The organism is Pseudomonas sp. BN414 (assembly GCF_029871275.1).
GTDB classification, from domain to species: domain Bacteria; phylum Pseudomonadota; class Gammaproteobacteria; order Pseudomonadales; family Pseudomonadaceae; genus Metapseudomonas; species Metapseudomonas resinovorans_C.
On the sequence record NZ_SSOL01000067.1, the window covers coordinates 40747 to 55777 of the forward strand.

Below are 15031 nucleotides of genomic sequence, written 5' to 3' on the forward strand. Positions count from 1 at the left end.
CCCGTCGGGCTGTGACGGGGTTGGCTGGACAGTCAGGCGCCGGGGACGAAATGCTTTTGGGCGGTGCCGCGGGCGATCAGGCGGGACAGGTAATCGAGTTTTTGCGGATCGCGGTCGACGAAGCGGAAACTCAGCAGCAGCCATTCGCTGTCGGGCCTGGGCTCCAGCGCTGCGACCGAGTGCAGGTAGCCATTGAGTCGCGCCACTTCGCCGCCCTCGCCCTGCTCCAGATCGAGCACCGCGCTTTCGAGAACCTGAGGCAGCGGATCGCCAGCGCGCACGACGAGTTGCGCGTCCTTCAGGCTCAAGGCCTTGATCACGCAGGCCAGCACACCAGCCGGCAGGCGCAGCTGGGCCTGTCCGCGCCCGCCAGGCGCCTGGGCAGCGGATTTGGCCGACGGTGCCGGCACGGCGGGCTTGGCCACGGGCGCAGCCGCTGCCGGCGCGGCAGCCGGGCGGACCACTTCGGCCTTGCCGCCGGTGAGGGCGGCCAGGGAATCGTTGGCGAAACCGCCGGCGTTGGGCAGCTTGACCGGCGCGCTGGACATCAGCGCCTCGAGCTTGCCGCTGCGGCTCAGGGCCCTCTTCACCTTGGTGACCAGCTGATCGTTGGAGAAGGGCTTGCCGATGTAGTCGGTAACGCCGGCCTGGATGGCCTGGATGACGTTTTCCTTGTCGCCGCGGCTGGTGACCATGATGAAAGGCGTGGCCTTCAGGTGGTCCTGCTCACGGCACCAGGTGAGCAGCTCAAGGCCGGACATCTCGGGCATTTCCCAGTCGCAGAGGATCAGGTCGATTGTCGTGCGGGCGAGCATCTGCTGGGCCTTGCGCCCATTGATCGCTTCTTCGATCTGGGTGCCGGGAAAGTTGTCGCGCAGTCCCTTTTTCACCAGGTCGCGAATAAAGGACGCATCGTCCACCACCAGCACATTGACCTTGCCCATCGACTACTCCTTGGAATCGGGGCTAAGAATAGCCTTGGCTGATAGCCAATTGCCAAGCCTGTTTACGACCCGCCGCCTGCCAGTGACCGACGGGTCACTCACGCGACCGGAAAGCAAAACGCCCGGCACGAAGCCGGGCGTTTCTGGCACAGACGGCAGGATCAGCTCTTGGAGGCGCCGTCGCCCGCACCCGCGCCATTGCCCTTCACTTCCTCGGCCATGCGCGCCAGGCCCAGGTGACGTACGTCGGTGCCGCGCACCAGGTAGATCACCAGTTCGGAAATGTTGCGCGCGTGGTCACCGATGCGCTCCAGGGAACGCAGGGCCCAGATGACGTTGAGCACACGGCTGATGGCACGCGGGTCTTCCATCATGTAGGTGACCAGCTCACGCAGGGCGGTCTTGTATTCGCGGTCGATGTTCTTGTCGTACTGGGCCACCGACAGAGCCAGATCGGCGTCGAAACGGGCGAAGGCATCCAGGGCTTCCTGGACCATCTTGCGCACCTGGTCGCCGATGTGGCGCACCTCGACGTAGCCGCGCGGGGCCACGCCCTCTTCGCACAGCTGGATGGCGCGACGGGCGATCTTCGACGCTTCGTCGCCAATGCGCTCGAGGTCGATCACCGACTTGGAGATGCTGATGATCAGGCGCAGGTCGGAAGCCGCCGGCTGGCGACGGGCGAGGATGCGCACGCACTCTTCGTCGATGTTGCGTTCCATCTGGTTGATCTGGTCATCGATCTCGCGCACTTGCTGGGCAAGGCCGGAGTCGGCGTCGATCAGCGCAGTGACCGCGTCATTGACCTGCTTTTCGACCAGGCCACCCATCGCCAGGAGGTGGCTGCGCACTTCCTCCAGTTCGGCGTTGAACTGCTGGGAGATGTGATGGGTAAGGCTGTCTTTGTCGATCATTTTGATGTCCTAGGGAAGGCGTCTTTCCCCCCTCTCCCCTGGGAGAGGGGGCGGGGCGGGCCGCATTCGGATGAGGGAAGTCCGGCCTAGCTCGAAGCTACCCTCACCCTAACCCTCTCCCAGAGGGAGAGGGGACGATCCGGCGTTAGCCATAGCGACCGGTGATGTAGTCTTCGGTCTGCTTCTTGTCCGGGTTGGTGAACAGGGTATCGGTATCGCCGAACTCGATCAGCTTGCCCATGTACATGAACGCTGTGTAGTCGGAAACGCGCGCTGCCTGCTGCATGTTGTGGGTCACGATGACGATGGTGTACTTGCTCTTGAGCTCATAGATCAGCTCTTCCACCTTCAGGGTGGAGATCGGGTCCAGGGCCGAGCAGGGTTCGTCGAGCAGCAGTACCTCGGGCTCCACGGCGATGGTGCGGGCGATCACCAGGCGCTGCTGCTGACCACCGGACAGGCCGAGTGCGGATTCGTGCAGGCGGTCCTTCACCTCATCCCACAGCGCGGCGCCCTTCAGCGCCCACTCCACGGCTTCGTCCAGCACGCGCTTCTTGTTGATGCCCTGGATGCGCAGGCCGTAGACCACGTTCTCGTAGATGCTCTTGGGGAACGGATTCGGCTTCTGGAACACCATGCCCACGCGGCGACGCAGTTCGGCGACATCTTCGCCCTTGCGGTAGATGTTGGTGCCGTCGAGGCGGATCTCACCTTCGACGCGGCAACCGTCCACCAGGTCGTTCATGCGGTTGAAGCAGCGCAGCAGGGTCGACTTGCCGCAGCCGGACGGGCCGATAAAGGCGGTCACGCGCTGCTTCGGGATATTCATGCTGACGTCGTGCAGCGCCTGCTTCTCGCCATAGAACAGGGAGAGGCCGGGCACTTCGAGGGCGACGGTTTCCTTATCCAGGCGCAGGTTCTGCTTGTCGCGGCCAAGGGCGGAAATGTTGACGCCGTGGCTGTGGGATTCGTGTTGCATGTGTTCACTCCGTTCGTAGCTTCGAGCTACAAGCTGTAAGCCTCAGGCAATGCGGTTCGCGGCGGACGATCAGCTGTCCAGCGCCTTGTATTTCTCGCGCAAGTGGTTGCGGATGGCGACGGCCGAGAAGTTCAGCAGGGCGATCACCAGTACCAGCAGCAGCGCAGTGGCGTAAACCAGCGGCCGCGCGGCCTCGACGTTCGGGCTCTGGAAGCCGACGTCATAGATGTGGAAGCCCAGGTGCATGATCTTCTGGTCCAGATGCAGGTACGGGTAGTTGCCGTCCACCGGCAGGCTCGGCGCCAGTTTCACCACACCCACCAGCATCAGCGGCGCCACTTCACCCGCGGCACGGGCCACGGCGAGGATCAGGCCGGTCATCATGGCTGGGCTGGCCATGGGCAGGACCACCTTCCACAGGGTTTCGGCCTTGGTCGCACCCAGGGCCAGGGAGCCTTCACGCACGGCACGCGGGATACGCGCCAGGCCTTCTTCGGTGGCAACGATCACCACCGGCACGGCGAGGATCGCCAGGGTCAGGGACGCCCAGAGCAGACCCGGGGTACCGAAGGTCGGCGCCGGGGCGGATTCGGGGAAGAACAGGCGGTCCAGGGAACCACCCAGTACGTAGACGAAGAAGCCCAGGCCGAACACGCCGTAGACGATCGCCGGAACGCCCGCCAGGTTGTTCACCGCGATGCGGATGACACGGGTCAGCGGGCCCTGCTTGGCGTACTCGCGCAGGTAGATGGCGGCGATCACACCAAAGGGGGTGACGATCACGGCCATGATCAGGGTCATCATCACGGTGCCGAAGATGGCCGGGAAGATACCGCCTTCGGTGTTGGCTTCACGCGGGTCGTCGGCGAGGAATTCCCAGAGCTTGGCGAAGTAGAAGCCGAGCTTGGCGCCCACGCCCATGGCGTTGGGCTGATAGGCATGGACCACGTTGCCGAGGCTGATTTCCTGCTCCTGGCCACCGGCTTCACGAACCACGACGCTGTCGCGGTTGAACTCCTTGTGCAGGCCCATCAGCTGCTCTTCCAGGCCCTTGTAGCGCTGTTCCAGCTCGGCGCGCTGGGCGGCGATGTCGGCCTGGGCCTCAGCGGTCAAGGCATCATTCAGCTCCAGCTTGCGGGTCTGCAGGCGCAGGCGCTCCAGGCCGTGGTTGATGCCGCCGATGTCCTTCTTCTCAAGCTGGTAGAGCTTGTCGTAAAGGGCATTCACACGTTCCAGGCGCTTCACCAGCTCGGCCATCGCGGCCTCGCCTTCGGCCACCACCTGGCCGTTTTCCTTCACCGATACGACGCGGCCGTAGAAGTTGCCCCACTCGCGGCGCTCCAGCGCCACCAGCTCAGTCGGGTACTTCTGGTCCCGCAGCCAGTCACCTACGACCCAGGTGAAGTCGCTGCCGTAGACGTCACGGTTGCCCACCTTGAGCAGTTCGCGGGTCATGAACTCCGGGCCGCTCTCCGGTACCGGCAGGCCGGCACCTTGCAGGCGCGCTCGGGAAACTTCCTCGATCTGCACCGCCTCGCCGATCACCGGCTTGGCGGCCTGGCCCGGTACGGAGTACTGCGCCTCTATCAGATCGGCCGGCCAGAAGTGGGCGAGGCCACGCACGGCGATCACCGAGAGCAGGCCGATGGTCATGATGACCGCGATGGAAACCGCGCCACCGCTTATCCAGACGCCCGGTGCGCCACTTTTGAACCAGTCTTTCAGGGAAACCTTTTTCACGGATTTCTCCACCGCTTGAGTCTTTCAGTTCCTCCCGCCAGGGGCCGGAGGTTTCGTGTATTTACTCCCTCTCCCCTACGGGGAGAGGGCTGGGGAGAGGGGGTTGCACGAGGCACCACCCTCTCCCGCCCTTCGGGCACCCTCTCCCTGAAGGGAGAGGGTCATCAGATGCGACGCCGGAGGCGTCGCGTTTTTAAAGAGACGCGTACTTCTTGCGCAGCCGCTGGCGGATCAGCTCGGCCAGGGTGTTCATGACGAAGGTGAAGGTCAGCAGCACCAGCGCCGAGAGGAACAGCACGCGGTAGTGGCTACCACCGACTTCCGACTCCGGCATTTCCACGGCCACGTTGGCAGCCAGGGTGCGCATGCCTTCGAAGATGTTCACTTCCATCACCGGGGTGTTGCCGGTGGCCATCAGCACGATCATGGTCTCGCCCACGGCCCGGCCGAGGCCGATCATCAGGGCGGAGAAGATGCCGGGGCTGGCGGTCAGCAGCACGACGCGGGTCATGGTCTGCCAGGGCGTGGCGCCGAGGGCCAGGGAGCCGTAGGTGAGGCTGCGGGGCACGCTGAACACGGCGTCTTCGGCGATGGAGAAGATGTTCGGGATCACCGCGAAGCCCATGGCCAGGCCGACGATCAGGGCGTTGCGCTGGTCGTAGGTGATGCCCAGGTCATTGCTGATCCACAGGCGCATGTCACCGCCGAAGAACCAGTTTTCCAGCAGCGGGCTCATGCCCAGGGCGAACCAGGCGGTGAGGCCTACGACCGGGATCAGGATGGCCGCTTCCCAGCCGTCCGGCACACGCAGGCGGATGGACTCCGGCAGGCGGCTCCAGGTGTAACCGGCCAGCAGGATGCCGAAGGGTGTCAGCAGCAGCAGGCTGAAGATGCCCGGCAGGTGGCCTTCCACGTAGGGCGCCAGGAACAGGCCGGCGAAGAAGCCGAGGATCACCGTCGGCAGCGCTTCCATCAGCTCGATCACCGGCTTGACCTTTCGGCGCATGGACGGCGCCATGAAGTAGGCGGTGTAGATCGCAGCGGCGATGGCCAGCGGGGCGGCCAGCAGCATGGCGTAGAAGGCCGCCTTGAGGGTGCCCCAGGTCAGCGGCGCCAGGCTCAGCTTGGGTTCGAAGTCGGTGTTGGCCGCGGTCGACTGCCAGACGTACTTCGGTTCGTCGTAGCTCTCGTACCAGACCTTGCTCCACAGCGCGCTCCAGGAGACTTCCGGGTGCGGGTTGCTGAGACGGAACGGCAGCAGCTTGCCGCCCTCTTCGACCACGATGCGGTTGGCGCGCGGCGACAGGGCGAGCATGCCGGCGCTGTCGGCAACCGGTTCCACCAGCAGGGTGCGGTGCGCGGTGCTGTGGAACACGCCGAGGTGGCCGGTGGCGTCGAGGGCGACGAAGCCCTTGCGGCGTTCTTCGGCACTGATCTGCACCACCGGGCTGGTGCCCAGCTGGAAGTCACGGATGTGCTTCAGGCGCGACGAGCCGTCCGGGTCGCGGGCCATGAACCACTGGGCGATACCGCCCTTGGAGTCGCCCACCATCAGGGAAATGCCGCCCAGCAGCATGTTGCTGGCGGTGACCTCGCGCTCGCCGTCTTCCAGCAGCTTGTAGCGGCCGTTCAGGGCGTGCTCGCGCAGGCTGAAGACGTCGGCCTGGGCTCGGCCGTTGAGCACATAGAGCCACTGGTGGCGCGGGTCGATGTAGATCGCCTTGATCGGCTCGACCATCTGCGGCAGCTCGACGCGGCTCTGCTCCTGGGTGGTTTCGCCGGTCAGCATGTTCTCTTCGCTGACTACCTGCTGCACGTGCAACTGGTTGCCGGTGGAACCGGCGAGGATCAGCGTCTCGTCATTGATGCTGAGGGCGACGTGCTCGATCGCGCGGCCCTGGGCATCCAGCGCCATGGGGGTTTCGCCGTAGGGGAAGCTGACCTGCGGCTCGATGGTCTTGTGGTTGTCCGGGTAGGTGATCTTGTAGCTGTGCTTGAAGATCAGCGCCTGGCCGTTGGACAAACCCAGGACCACCAGCGGGCTGCCCGGCTGGTCCTGGCCGATGGAGACCACGCTGGCGCCCGTCGGCAGTGGCAGTTGCTGGCGCTTGAGCGCGCTGCCGTCCTTGCTCGAGAAGAACTGCACCTCACCCTTGTCGGAAACGCGCATGCCGACCATGTTCTGCTCTTCCAGGGCCAGCAGCAGGGGCTTGCCGGCATCCTGTTGCAGCCAGGCGGGGCTCTGCTCCTTGCGCGCGGTCAGTTCCGCGCCCTTGAACAGCGGCAGCACCACATAGGCCAGGTAGAAGAAGATCAGGGTAATGGCGCCCAGAACGGCGAGACCGCCCACCAGCACGTACCAGCGGGTCAGGCGATCCTTCAGCGCGCGCATCTTGCGCTTGCGCACCAGCGCAGGCGTATTGAAGTCGATGCGAGCGGGCGGGTTCTTCGGAGTATTCAGGGAGTTGGCCAGGTCAGTCATGGATTCGGGCTCTTGCCACAGTCAGCGCGCACAGGCTTTTACGATGGGGGCACAGACTACGGGCTTCGTGTGACAGAAAGATTACAGCGAGTTGACGTGGCGAAGCCCACCCGGAGGAGTCCTCGGGCGGGCTTCTGCGACGGGGGTCTCCCGTCGCCCTTTGCGTCCTTGCGGAGCGGCACGCATGAGGCGGCCGCTCCCTTATCCGGCCTGGTTTACAGGCCCAGATCTTTCAGCGCTTTCTCGGCAACCTTGGCCGGGACCGGGATGTAACCGTCCTTGACCACGACTTCCTGACCCTGCTTGGACAGGACCATCTTCACGAACTCGGCTTCCAGGGGAGCCAGCGGCTTGTTCGGCGCCTTGTTCACGTAGACGTAGAGGAAGCGGGACAGCGGGTAGCTGCCGTTCAGGGCGTTCTGCTCGTTGTCTTCAACGAACTCGCCACCTTCTTTCTTGGCCAGGGCGACAGTCTTCACGCTGGAAGTCTTGTAGCCGATGCCCGAGTAGCCGATGCCGTTGACGGACTGGCTGATGGACTGGACGACGGAAGCGGAGCCCGGTTGCTCGTTCACGTTCGGCTTGAAGTCGCCTTTGCACAGGGCTTCTTCCTTGAAGTAGCCGTAGGTGCCGGATACCGAGTTACGACCGAACAGCTGGATCGGCTTGGAAGCCAGGTCGCCAGTCACGCCCAGGTCACCCCAGGTCTTGATGTTGGCGGTGCCACCGCACAGGCGGTTGGCGGAGAAGATCGCGTCGACCTGCTGCATGGTCAGGCCTTTGATCGGGTTGTCCTTGTGCACGAAGATCGCCAGGGCATCCACGGCAACCGGAACAGCGGTCGGCTTGTAGCCGTACTTCTGCTCGAAGGCCTGCAGCTCGACGTCTTTCATCTTGCGGCTCATCGGGCCCAGGTTGGCGGTGCCTTCGGTCAGAGCCGGCGGCGCGGTGGAGGAACCGGCGGCCTGGATCTGGATGTTCACGTTCGGGTATTCGCGCTTGTAAGCCTCGGCCCACAGGGTCATCAGGTTGGCCAGGGTGTCGGAGCCAACGCTGGAAAGGTTGCCGGAAACACCAGTGGTCTTCTGGTAGGCCGGAATGGACGGGTCAACGGCAGCAACCGCGCTGGCGGTAGCAACGCCGGCGGCGACGAAGGTGAGGGCCGCCATCAAACGCTTCAGTTTCATGCCTTGCTCCTAAGCAGGACGAGGGGGTGAATTCAACGGGGGCCAGTATCGAGAGGCCGTATGACCACTCTATGAATTGATTGTGACAATTGGATGAAAGGCCATCACCCGCTGTCCAACGAAGAATCACGACCCGTGAATCGTCCGGAGACCCCATCCATGAAGCCCCACCCACTGCTGCCCATTGCACTTCTGGCCCTCTGCACCGCATGCGGCGAAACGGCAACCTTGCAGGTAGAAGACGGCACTGGCCCGAACCCGCAGCTGCCGCCGCCGAACAAGACGCTCATCCCGACCGTTCACGTGGCAACGGCCACCGGCTGGCCCGACGGCGCCATGCCCGAGGCCACCCAGGGCACGAAGGTCAATGCCTTCGCCGAAGGTCTGCAGCACCCGCGCTGGCTCTATGTGCTGCCCAACGGCGATGTGCTGGTGGCCGAAAGCGCGGCGCCCGGGACGGACAAACCGCCGAGCCTGAAGAGCCGGGTGGCGAGCATGTTCATGAAGAAAGCCGGTTCCCAGGTGCCCAGTGCCAATCGCATTTCGCTGCTGCGCGACATCAACGGCGATGGCGTTGCCGACCTGCGCAGCACCTTCCTCAGCGGCCTCTACTCGCCCTTCGGCATGGTGCTGGTGGGCAAGGACCTCTATGTCGCCAACGCCGATGCGCTGATGCGCTTCCCCTATGAAAAGGGCGCCACCGAGATCACTGATCCGGGTACCAAGGTCACTGATCTGCCCGCCGGACTGAATCACCACTGGACGAAGAACGTCATCGCCAGCCGTGATGGCCGCAAGCTCTACATAACCGTGGGCTCCAACAGCAACATCGGCGAGAACGGCATGGAATCCGAAGAAGGCCGCGCCGCCATCTGGGAACTGGACCGCGCCAGCGGCAACAAGCGCCTCTTCGCCACCGGCCTGCGCAACCCCAACGGCATGGCCTGGGAACCGCAGACCGGCAAGCTGTGGACCGCCGTGAACGAACGCGACGAACTGGGCAGCGACCTGGTGCCGGACTACATCACCTCGGTCAAGGACGGCGGCTTCTACGGCTGGCCCTACAGCTACTACGGCCAGCATGTGGACGAGCGCATCCAGCCCCAGCGTCCCGAGCTGGTGGCCAAGGCCCTGGTTCCCGACTACGCCCTGGGCCCGCACACCGCCTCACTGGGCATCACCTTCGCCAAGGGCAGCAAGCTGCCGGCGTTCCAGAATGGGTTGTTCGTCGGCCAGCACGGCTCCTGGAACCGCAATCCCCGCAGTGGCTACAAGGTGATCTACGTGCCGTTCAAGGGCGGCAAGCCCAACGGCCAGCCGGTGGACGTGCTGACCGGCTTCCTCGACGAACAAGGCAACGCCCAGGGCCGCCCGGTGGACGTCAAGCTCGACAGCAAGGGCGCCCTGCTGGTGACCGACGATGTGGGCAACAAGGTCTGGCGGGTGAGTGCGGCGAAGAAGTGAAACTCTCGTAGGATGGCGTAGAGCGGAGCGAAACCCATCACCGCGGAACGATGGGTTTCGCGGGCTCTACCCATCCTACGAAGTACAGACGGAGCGAGAAACTCAGCGCTTCTTCGCGATCAGGAACAGCCCGATCAACACCGCCACACCACACAACGCCGCCACGTAATAGGCCGGACCGAGGCTGTCCCACTTCAGCAGCAGCGACACCACCATAGGCGTCAGGCCGCCGAAGATGGCGTAGGCCAGGTTGTAGGAGAACGACAGCCCGGAGAAGCGCACCACCGGGGGAAATGCCTTGACCATCACATAGGGCACGGCGCCGATGGTGCCGACGAACAGACCGGTGATGGCGTAGAGCGGGAACAGCCAGTCCGGATGAGCCTTGAGGCTGGTGTAGAAGGTCCAGGAACTGATGGCCAGCAGCAGGCCACCCACCAGGAAGGTGCGTCCGGCTCCGATGCGATCGGCGATCGCGCCCGACAGCACGCAACCGATGGACAGCAGCACAATGGCCAGGCTGTTGGCCTTCAGCGCAGTGGCGGCCTCAAAGCCGTACACGGTCTGCAGCAGGGTCGGGGTCATCAGGATCACGACCACGATGCCGGCGGACAGCACCCAGGTCAGCAGCATGGACAGCACCACAGCACCGCGGTGCTCGCGCAGCACGGTCTTCAGCGGTACCTCCGCCGCCAGCGCCTTGCGTTGCTGCATCTCGGCGAAGACCGGGGTCTCGTGCAGCCAGCGGCGCAGGTACATGGCGAACAGGCCGAACACCCCGCCCACCAGGAACGGCAGGCGCCAGGCCCAATCCAGGACCTCGGCCGGGGTGTAGATGCTGTTGATCAGGGTGGCCATCAGCGAACCCAGCAGGATGCCGGCGGTCAGACCCGAAGTCAGGGTGCCGCAGGCGTAACCCACGTGGCGCGCAGGGACGTGCTCGGCAACGAACACCCAGGCGCCCGGAACTTCGCCACCAATGGCCGCGCCCTGCACCACACGCATCAACAGCAGCGCCAGGGGCGCCCAGATGCCGATCTGCTCGTAGGTGGGCAGCAGACCCATCACCAGGGTCGGGATCGCCATCAGGAAGATGCTCAGGGTGAACATGCGCTTGCGGCCCAGGAGGTCACCGAAGTGCGCCATCACGATGCCGCCCAGCGGGCGCGCCAGGTAACCGGCGGCAAAGATGCCGAACGTCTGCATCTGGCGCAGCCATTCCGGCATTTCGGCGGGGAAGAACAACTTGCCCACCACCGCGGCGAAGAACACAAAGATGATGAAGTCGTAGAACTCGAGGGCGCCGCCGAGGGCCGAAAGCGACAGGGTCTTGTAATCGCTGCGGGTCAGCGGGCGCGAGGCGGGCGCCTCGGGGGCGAGCACGGAAGACATGGGGTGGAATTCTCGTCTGGGGGTGCGGGACGCTCTCCGCTACTTGGGCGGAAAATCGCCTCGCAACATATCAAAAAGCGTCAAATGCACACAGTCTCAGCCAAAAAACCGCCGCTGAGCCGCCACAGCGGTCGTCTGGCGCCTCGGCATGGCTATATACTGCGCGCAGTTCAGCGCATGTCGGCATGCAGTGGGTCGGCGGCGCACAGGGAAGGAAAGGGCAAGTCCCTTCCAGGCATTGGCGCCACACACACGAAACAGGCTATTCCGGCATGATCGACATCGAAGAAGAAGAAGAGAACCTGACCCCGCAAGGCGACCTCGCCCTGCAGATCACCGCGCTCCCGCGTGAAACCAACGGCTTCGGCGACATCTACGGTGGCTGGCTGGTTTCCCAGATGGACCTGGCCGGCACGGCCATGGCCAGCAAGGTGGCCGCAGGCCGCGTGGCCACCGTGGCCATCGACCGCATGGCCTTCCTGGTTCCGGTAGCCGTGGGCGCCCAGCTCTCCTTCTATACCCAGACCCTGGAAATCGGCCGCAGCTCGATTCAGATGCTGGTAGAAGTCTGGAGCGATGACCCGCTTTCCAGCGAATGGCGCAAGGTCACCGAAGCGGTGTTCGTCTTCGTCGCCATTGACGGCAGCGGCCGCACCCGCCCGGTCCCGCCGCGTCGGGGCTGATGGAAACCGCAAAGGGCCGCAATCGCGGCCCTTTTTCATGGAACGGTTGTAGGGTGGATGGCGCTTTTTTCATCCACCAGCGGTGCTACGCCGGGCCTCGAATGGTGGACCGGTGAAGCGTGGTCCACCCTACGACTGACACCATCCTTTGGCCCGCCATCAGTCCAGCCGCAACGCATCCACCGGATGCAGCCGCGCCGCTCGCCTCGCGGGTGCCAGACCCGCTCCGATGCCGACCACGACGGACAGCAGCAACGCCAGCAGCACCAGCGACAGGTCCAGGCTCAGCGGTAGCCCTGGCACCGCCCAGTGCAGCATGCCCACCAATAGAAAGACCATCACCAGTCCCAGCAGGCCACCCAGCAGCGAAAGCAGGGTCGCTTCCGTGAGGAATAGCGCCAGCACCTGGCGCGGCGCCGCGCCGACGGCCCGCAACAGGCCGATTTCGGCCGTTCGTTCCTCGACTGTGGTGGTCATGATGGTGAGGATGCCCACCGCGCCCACCAGGAGGGATACGCCGCCAAGGGCCGCGATGCCCAGGGTCAGGGTGGCGAGGATGCGATTCAGGCTGCCCAGCAGGTCACCCTGGGACGTCATGCGGAAGTCTTCGCGGCCGTGGCGCTCCACCAGCAAGCGGCGCACATCATCGGCAAAGGCCTCAGCGGGGGCGCTGTCCTCGAACAGCACGTGAATCTTCACCAGCCCTTCGCGATTGAACAGGTATTCCGCCCAGTCCACCGGGATGTAGGCGATGTCATCGAGGTCGAAGCCCAACAAGTTGCCCTTGCTGCCCATGACCCCGACAACCCGGAAACTCATGCCGCCCACCCGCACCCGCTGGCCGACCGGTGCGGCGCTGCCGAACAGCTCTGTCGCCAGTTTCGCCCCCAGCACCAGATAGGGCGGCGTGCGGCCATCCCGCGAGGGCGGCAGGAATTTTCCCGCTGCCATCTGCACCCGCCAGGCATCCGCCAACTGCGACCCCGTACCGAGGATATCCACACGCCGCTGCCGACCGGCCGCCTGGATATCGCCGTTGCCCTGGATGATGGGTACCACGGCTTCGGCATGGGGCAACCGCCCCAGGGCATCCGCGTCGGCAATGGTCAAGGGTCGGGCGCTGGCGAGAATCCCGCCGATACCGCCGGTGGGCAAGGTGCCGGGACGCACGGTGACGACCCGCGTGCCGAACTGCGCAAAGCTGTCCAGCACGCGAGTGCGCAAACCCTCCCCCATGGCGGTGAGCAGCGCCACGGCGGCGATGCCGATGGCCACGCCGAGAAGGGTCAGCAGACTGCGCAGGGGCTGGCAGGACAGGGACGAGCTGCACAGGCCAAGGCCATCGCGCCAGCGCATCAGTGGCTGCCTTGCGGGCGCAACGCCTGCACCGGCACCTGCGCCGCCGCGTGACTGGCTGGCAGCCAGGCGAACAGCAGGGCAGCCACCAGCGCCAGGGACGGCGCCCCCAGCCGCGCCCACCAGGGCGCATACAGCGGCAGGTCACTGGCCAGGCGGCCGATCCACAACAGCAACTCGCCAAGGCCCAACCCCACTGCGGCGCCCAGCAGCGCCAGCAGGGCCGCTTCGCCGAGGAACAGCAGACGCACCTGATCGGAACTGGCGCCCACCGCCTTGAGCAGGCCGATCTCAGCGGTTCTTTGCAGGACAGCGATCCAGGTGACATTCATGATCAGGATGCCGGCGACCAGCAGGCTGATAGCGGCGATGCCCGCCAGCGCCAGGGTCAGGCCGTTGAGGATGCTGTCGAAGGCGGCGAGCATGGAGTCCTGGCTGAGCAGGGTGACGTCTTCCTCTCCCTGGTGACGTTCGGTGAGGGTCGCCAGCACCTGGCGCCGCGCGCTGTCGAGGTAGCTGGGGCCACGGGCCTCGACGAAGACGCGGAACAACCCTTCCCGGTCGAACAGCGCCTCGGCGCTGGACACCGGCACGATCAGCGCCTCGGAAAAGTCCATCCCGAGGGATTCGCCGCGCTCGTCCAGCACCCCGATCACCCGGAAACGCCGGTCGCCCGCCCGCAGCCACTGCCCCAGCGCCGGCGCAGTGCCGAACAGCGCGGTGCGCAGGCGACTGCCGATCACGCACACCTCGTCGGCCTGCCCCGGCTCCAGTTCGGGCAGCGCCACGCCCTGGGCAAGGCGCAACTGGCGAATGGCGAAGAACGCGCGGGTGGTCCCTAAGGTGAGGGCTTCGCGGTTGCGGTTGTCACGGCTGACTTCCAGTTGCCCGGCATGCAGCGGCGCCACCTGGCGTATCGCCGGCAGGCGCTGCAGGGCGGCAGCATCCGCCTGGGTCAGCGGACGGGGTGCCATCCCGGTGATGGGCGGCATGCCGCCGGTGGTTTCATTGCGCCCCGGCAAGACGATGAGGATGTCCCGCCCGAGCAGCGAGAACTCGCCCAGCACATAGGTCCGCGCACCCTCGCCCAGCCCACCCAGCAAGGTCACGAAGAAGACGCCCACCGCCATCGCCAGCAACAACATGACACTGCGCGAGCCGTGGCCGCGCATGGCGCCCAGCCAGAATCGGCAGGCGTCCAGCGGGTCCATCAGGCGGGCGCTCCCTGGTGCCGGTCGCTGAGGATGCAGCCGTCACGCATCTGGATCTGGCGATGGGCGCGGGCGGCGTGCTGGGCGTCGTGGGTCACCAGGATCAGGGTCAGGCCGTCGGCATTCAGCTCCTCCAGCAGGGCCACCACTTCGGCGCCGGATTGGCTGTCGAGATTCCCGGTGGGCTCATCGGCGAGCAACAGGCGTGGCCGCATCACCATGGCACGGGCAATCGCCACCCGCTGGCGCTGGCCGCCCGACAGTTCGGCCGGGTGATGGCGCAAGCGCTCGGACAGGCCCAGACGCTCGGCCAGCTGGAGACTGCGGCGGCGACGCTCACACGGCTCGATTCCCGCCAGGAGCATCGGCAACTCGATGTTCTCCAGGGCCGTCAGGCGCGGGATCAGGTGGAAGGACTGGAAGACGAAGCCGATCAGCCGGCTACGCAGCGCCGCTCGACGATCCTCGCGCAGGCAGGCGGTGGCTTCCTCGTCCAACCAGAATTCGCCGCTGTCCGGTGCGTCCAGCAGACCCAGGATATTCAGCAGGGTCGATTTGCCCGATCCGGAAGCGCCGGTAATCGCCAGGTACTCGCCGTCGGCCACTTCCAGGTTGAGCTGGTCAAGGCCGCGCACGCGTTGTTCGCCCAACTGGAAGCAGCGGCTGACCTCATGCATGA

The 15031-nt window shown here is 65.3% G+C and carries 12 protein-coding genes; 2 read left to right on the forward strand and 10 right to left on the reverse strand.

The window, feature by feature from the left end; translation table 11 throughout:
- Positions 1-32: 32 nt before the first annotated feature.
- The 6 genes from E8E95_RS16135 to E8E95_RS16160 all read right to left on the reverse strand — a co-directional run bounded on the left by E8E95_RS16135 (position 33) and on the right by E8E95_RS16160 (position 8246).
- Positions 33-944 carry a response regulator gene (locus E8E95_RS16135; protein ID WP_280351829.1) on the reverse strand — a complete coding sequence of 304 codons (912 nt, stop codon included), beginning with the start codon at positions 942-944 and terminating at the stop codon, positions 33-35.
- Positions 945-1105: 161 nt separating this feature from the next.
- Positions 1106-1858, reverse strand: a complete 753-nt coding sequence (gene phoU, locus E8E95_RS16140; RefSeq protein WP_077527877.1) for a phosphate signaling complex protein PhoU — start codon at positions 1856-1858, stop codon at positions 1106-1108.
- 145 nt (positions 1859-2003) lie between these two features.
- Positions 2004-2837: a phosphate ABC transporter ATP-binding protein PstB gene (gene pstB, locus E8E95_RS16145; RefSeq protein ID WP_280351832.1), complete on the reverse strand. Its 834-nt coding sequence runs from the start codon at positions 2835-2837 to the stop codon at positions 2004-2006.
- Between the two features lie 69 nt (positions 2838-2906).
- Positions 2907-4577, reverse strand: a complete 1671-nt coding sequence (gene pstA, locus E8E95_RS16150) for a phosphate ABC transporter permease PstA (RefSeq protein WP_280351834.1) — start codon at positions 4575-4577, stop codon at positions 2907-2909.
- Positions 4578-4770: 193 nt separating this feature from the next.
- Positions 4771-6756, reverse strand: a complete 1986-nt coding sequence (locus tag E8E95_RS16155) for an ABC transporter permease subunit (RefSeq protein WP_280351879.1) — start codon at positions 6754-6756, stop codon at positions 4771-4773.
- Positions 6757-7274: 518 nt separating this feature from the next.
- Entirely contained in the window at positions 7275-8246 is a 972-nt protein-coding gene (locus E8E95_RS16160) for a phosphate ABC transporter substrate-binding protein PstS family protein (RefSeq protein ID WP_179061361.1), read from the reverse strand.
- Between the two features lie 159 nt (positions 8247-8405).
- On the opposite strand from E8E95_RS16160, the gene E8E95_RS16165 reads away from it, so the two are divergent.
- Positions 8406-9710 carry a sorbosone dehydrogenase family protein gene (locus tag E8E95_RS16165; RefSeq protein ID WP_179061362.1) on the forward strand — a complete coding sequence of 435 codons (1305 nt, stop codon included), beginning with the start codon at positions 8406-8408 and terminating at the stop codon, positions 9708-9710.
- 102 nt (positions 9711-9812) lie between these two features.
- Here E8E95_RS16165 and E8E95_RS16170 read toward each other — a convergent pair whose 3' ends face one another.
- Positions 9813-11102: an MFS transporter gene (locus E8E95_RS16170; RefSeq protein WP_280351838.1), complete on the reverse strand. Its 1290-nt coding sequence runs from the start codon at positions 11100-11102 to the stop codon at positions 9813-9815.
- A 272-nt stretch (positions 11103-11374) separates the two neighbouring features.
- Here E8E95_RS16170 and E8E95_RS16175 point away from each other — a divergent pair, with 272 nt between their 5' ends.
- Positions 11375-11785: an acyl-CoA thioesterase gene (locus E8E95_RS16175; RefSeq protein WP_179061364.1), complete on the forward strand. Its 411-nt coding sequence runs from the start codon at positions 11375-11377 to the stop codon at positions 11783-11785.
- Between the two features lie 159 nt (positions 11786-11944).
- Here the strand turns inward: E8E95_RS16175 and E8E95_RS16180 are convergent, their stop codons facing one another.
- Genes E8E95_RS16180 through E8E95_RS16190 form a run of 3 tightly spaced genes read right to left on the reverse strand, consistent with a single transcriptional unit; the run spans position 11945 to position 15029 of the window.
- Positions 11945-13141, reverse strand: a complete 1197-nt coding sequence (locus E8E95_RS16180) for an ABC transporter permease (protein ID WP_280351841.1) — start codon at positions 13139-13141, stop codon at positions 11945-11947.
- Positions 13141-14352, reverse strand: a complete 1212-nt coding sequence (locus E8E95_RS16185; protein WP_280351843.1) for an ABC transporter permease — start codon at positions 14350-14352, stop codon at positions 13141-13143. The genes E8E95_RS16180 and E8E95_RS16185 overlap by 1 nt, the downstream gene beginning before the upstream one ends.
- Complete coding sequence (locus tag E8E95_RS16190) at positions 14352-15029, reverse strand: ABC transporter ATP-binding protein (RefSeq protein ID WP_179061578.1); 678 nt, start codon at positions 15027-15029, stop codon at positions 14352-14354. Before E8E95_RS16190 ends, E8E95_RS16185 begins: the two co-directional genes overlap by 1 nt.
- Between the last annotated feature and the right edge of the window lie 2 nt (positions 15030-15031).

Bases quoted from the DNA above. Each gene is read 5' to 3' on its own strand.
- E8E95_RS16135 (WP_280351829.1), bottom strand. From the start codon at position 944: ATGGGCAAGGTCAATGTGCTGGTGGTGGACGATGCGTCCTTTATTCGC.
- phoU (WP_077527877.1), bottom strand. From the start codon at position 1,858: ATGATCGACAAAGACAGCCTTACCCATCACATCTCCCAGCAGTTCAAC.
- pstB (WP_280351832.1), bottom strand. From the start codon at position 2,837: ATGCAACACGAATCCCACAGCCACGGCGTCAACATTTCCGCCCTTGGC.
- E8E95_RS16155 (WP_280351879.1), bottom strand. From the start codon at position 6,756: ATGGTCGGCATGCGCGTTTCCGACAAGGGTGAGGTGCAGTTCTTCTCG.
- E8E95_RS16160 (WP_179061361.1), bottom strand. From the start codon at position 8,246: ATGAAACTGAAGCGTTTGATGGCGGCCCTCACCTTCGTCGCCGCCGGC.
- E8E95_RS16165 (WP_179061362.1), top strand. From the start codon at position 8,406: ATGAAGCCCCACCCACTGCTGCCCATTGCACTTCTGGCCCTCTGCACC.
- E8E95_RS16170 (WP_280351838.1), bottom strand. From the start codon at position 11,102: ATGTCTTCCGTGCTCGCCCCCGAGGCGCCCGCCTCGCGCCCGCTGACC.
- E8E95_RS16175 (WP_179061364.1), top strand. From the start codon at position 11,375: ATGATCGACATCGAAGAAGAAGAAGAGAACCTGACCCCGCAAGGCGAC.
- E8E95_RS16180 (WP_280351841.1), bottom strand. From the start codon at position 13,141: ATGCGCTGGCGCGATGGCCTTGGCCTGTGCAGCTCGTCCCTGTCCTGC.
- E8E95_RS16185 (WP_280351843.1), bottom strand. From the start codon at position 14,352: ATGGACCCGCTGGACGCCTGCCGATTCTGGCTGGGCGCCATGCGCGGC.
- E8E95_RS16190 (WP_179061578.1), bottom strand. From the start codon at position 15,029: ATGCATGAGGTCAGCCGCTGCTTCCAGTTGGGCGAACAACGCGTGCGC.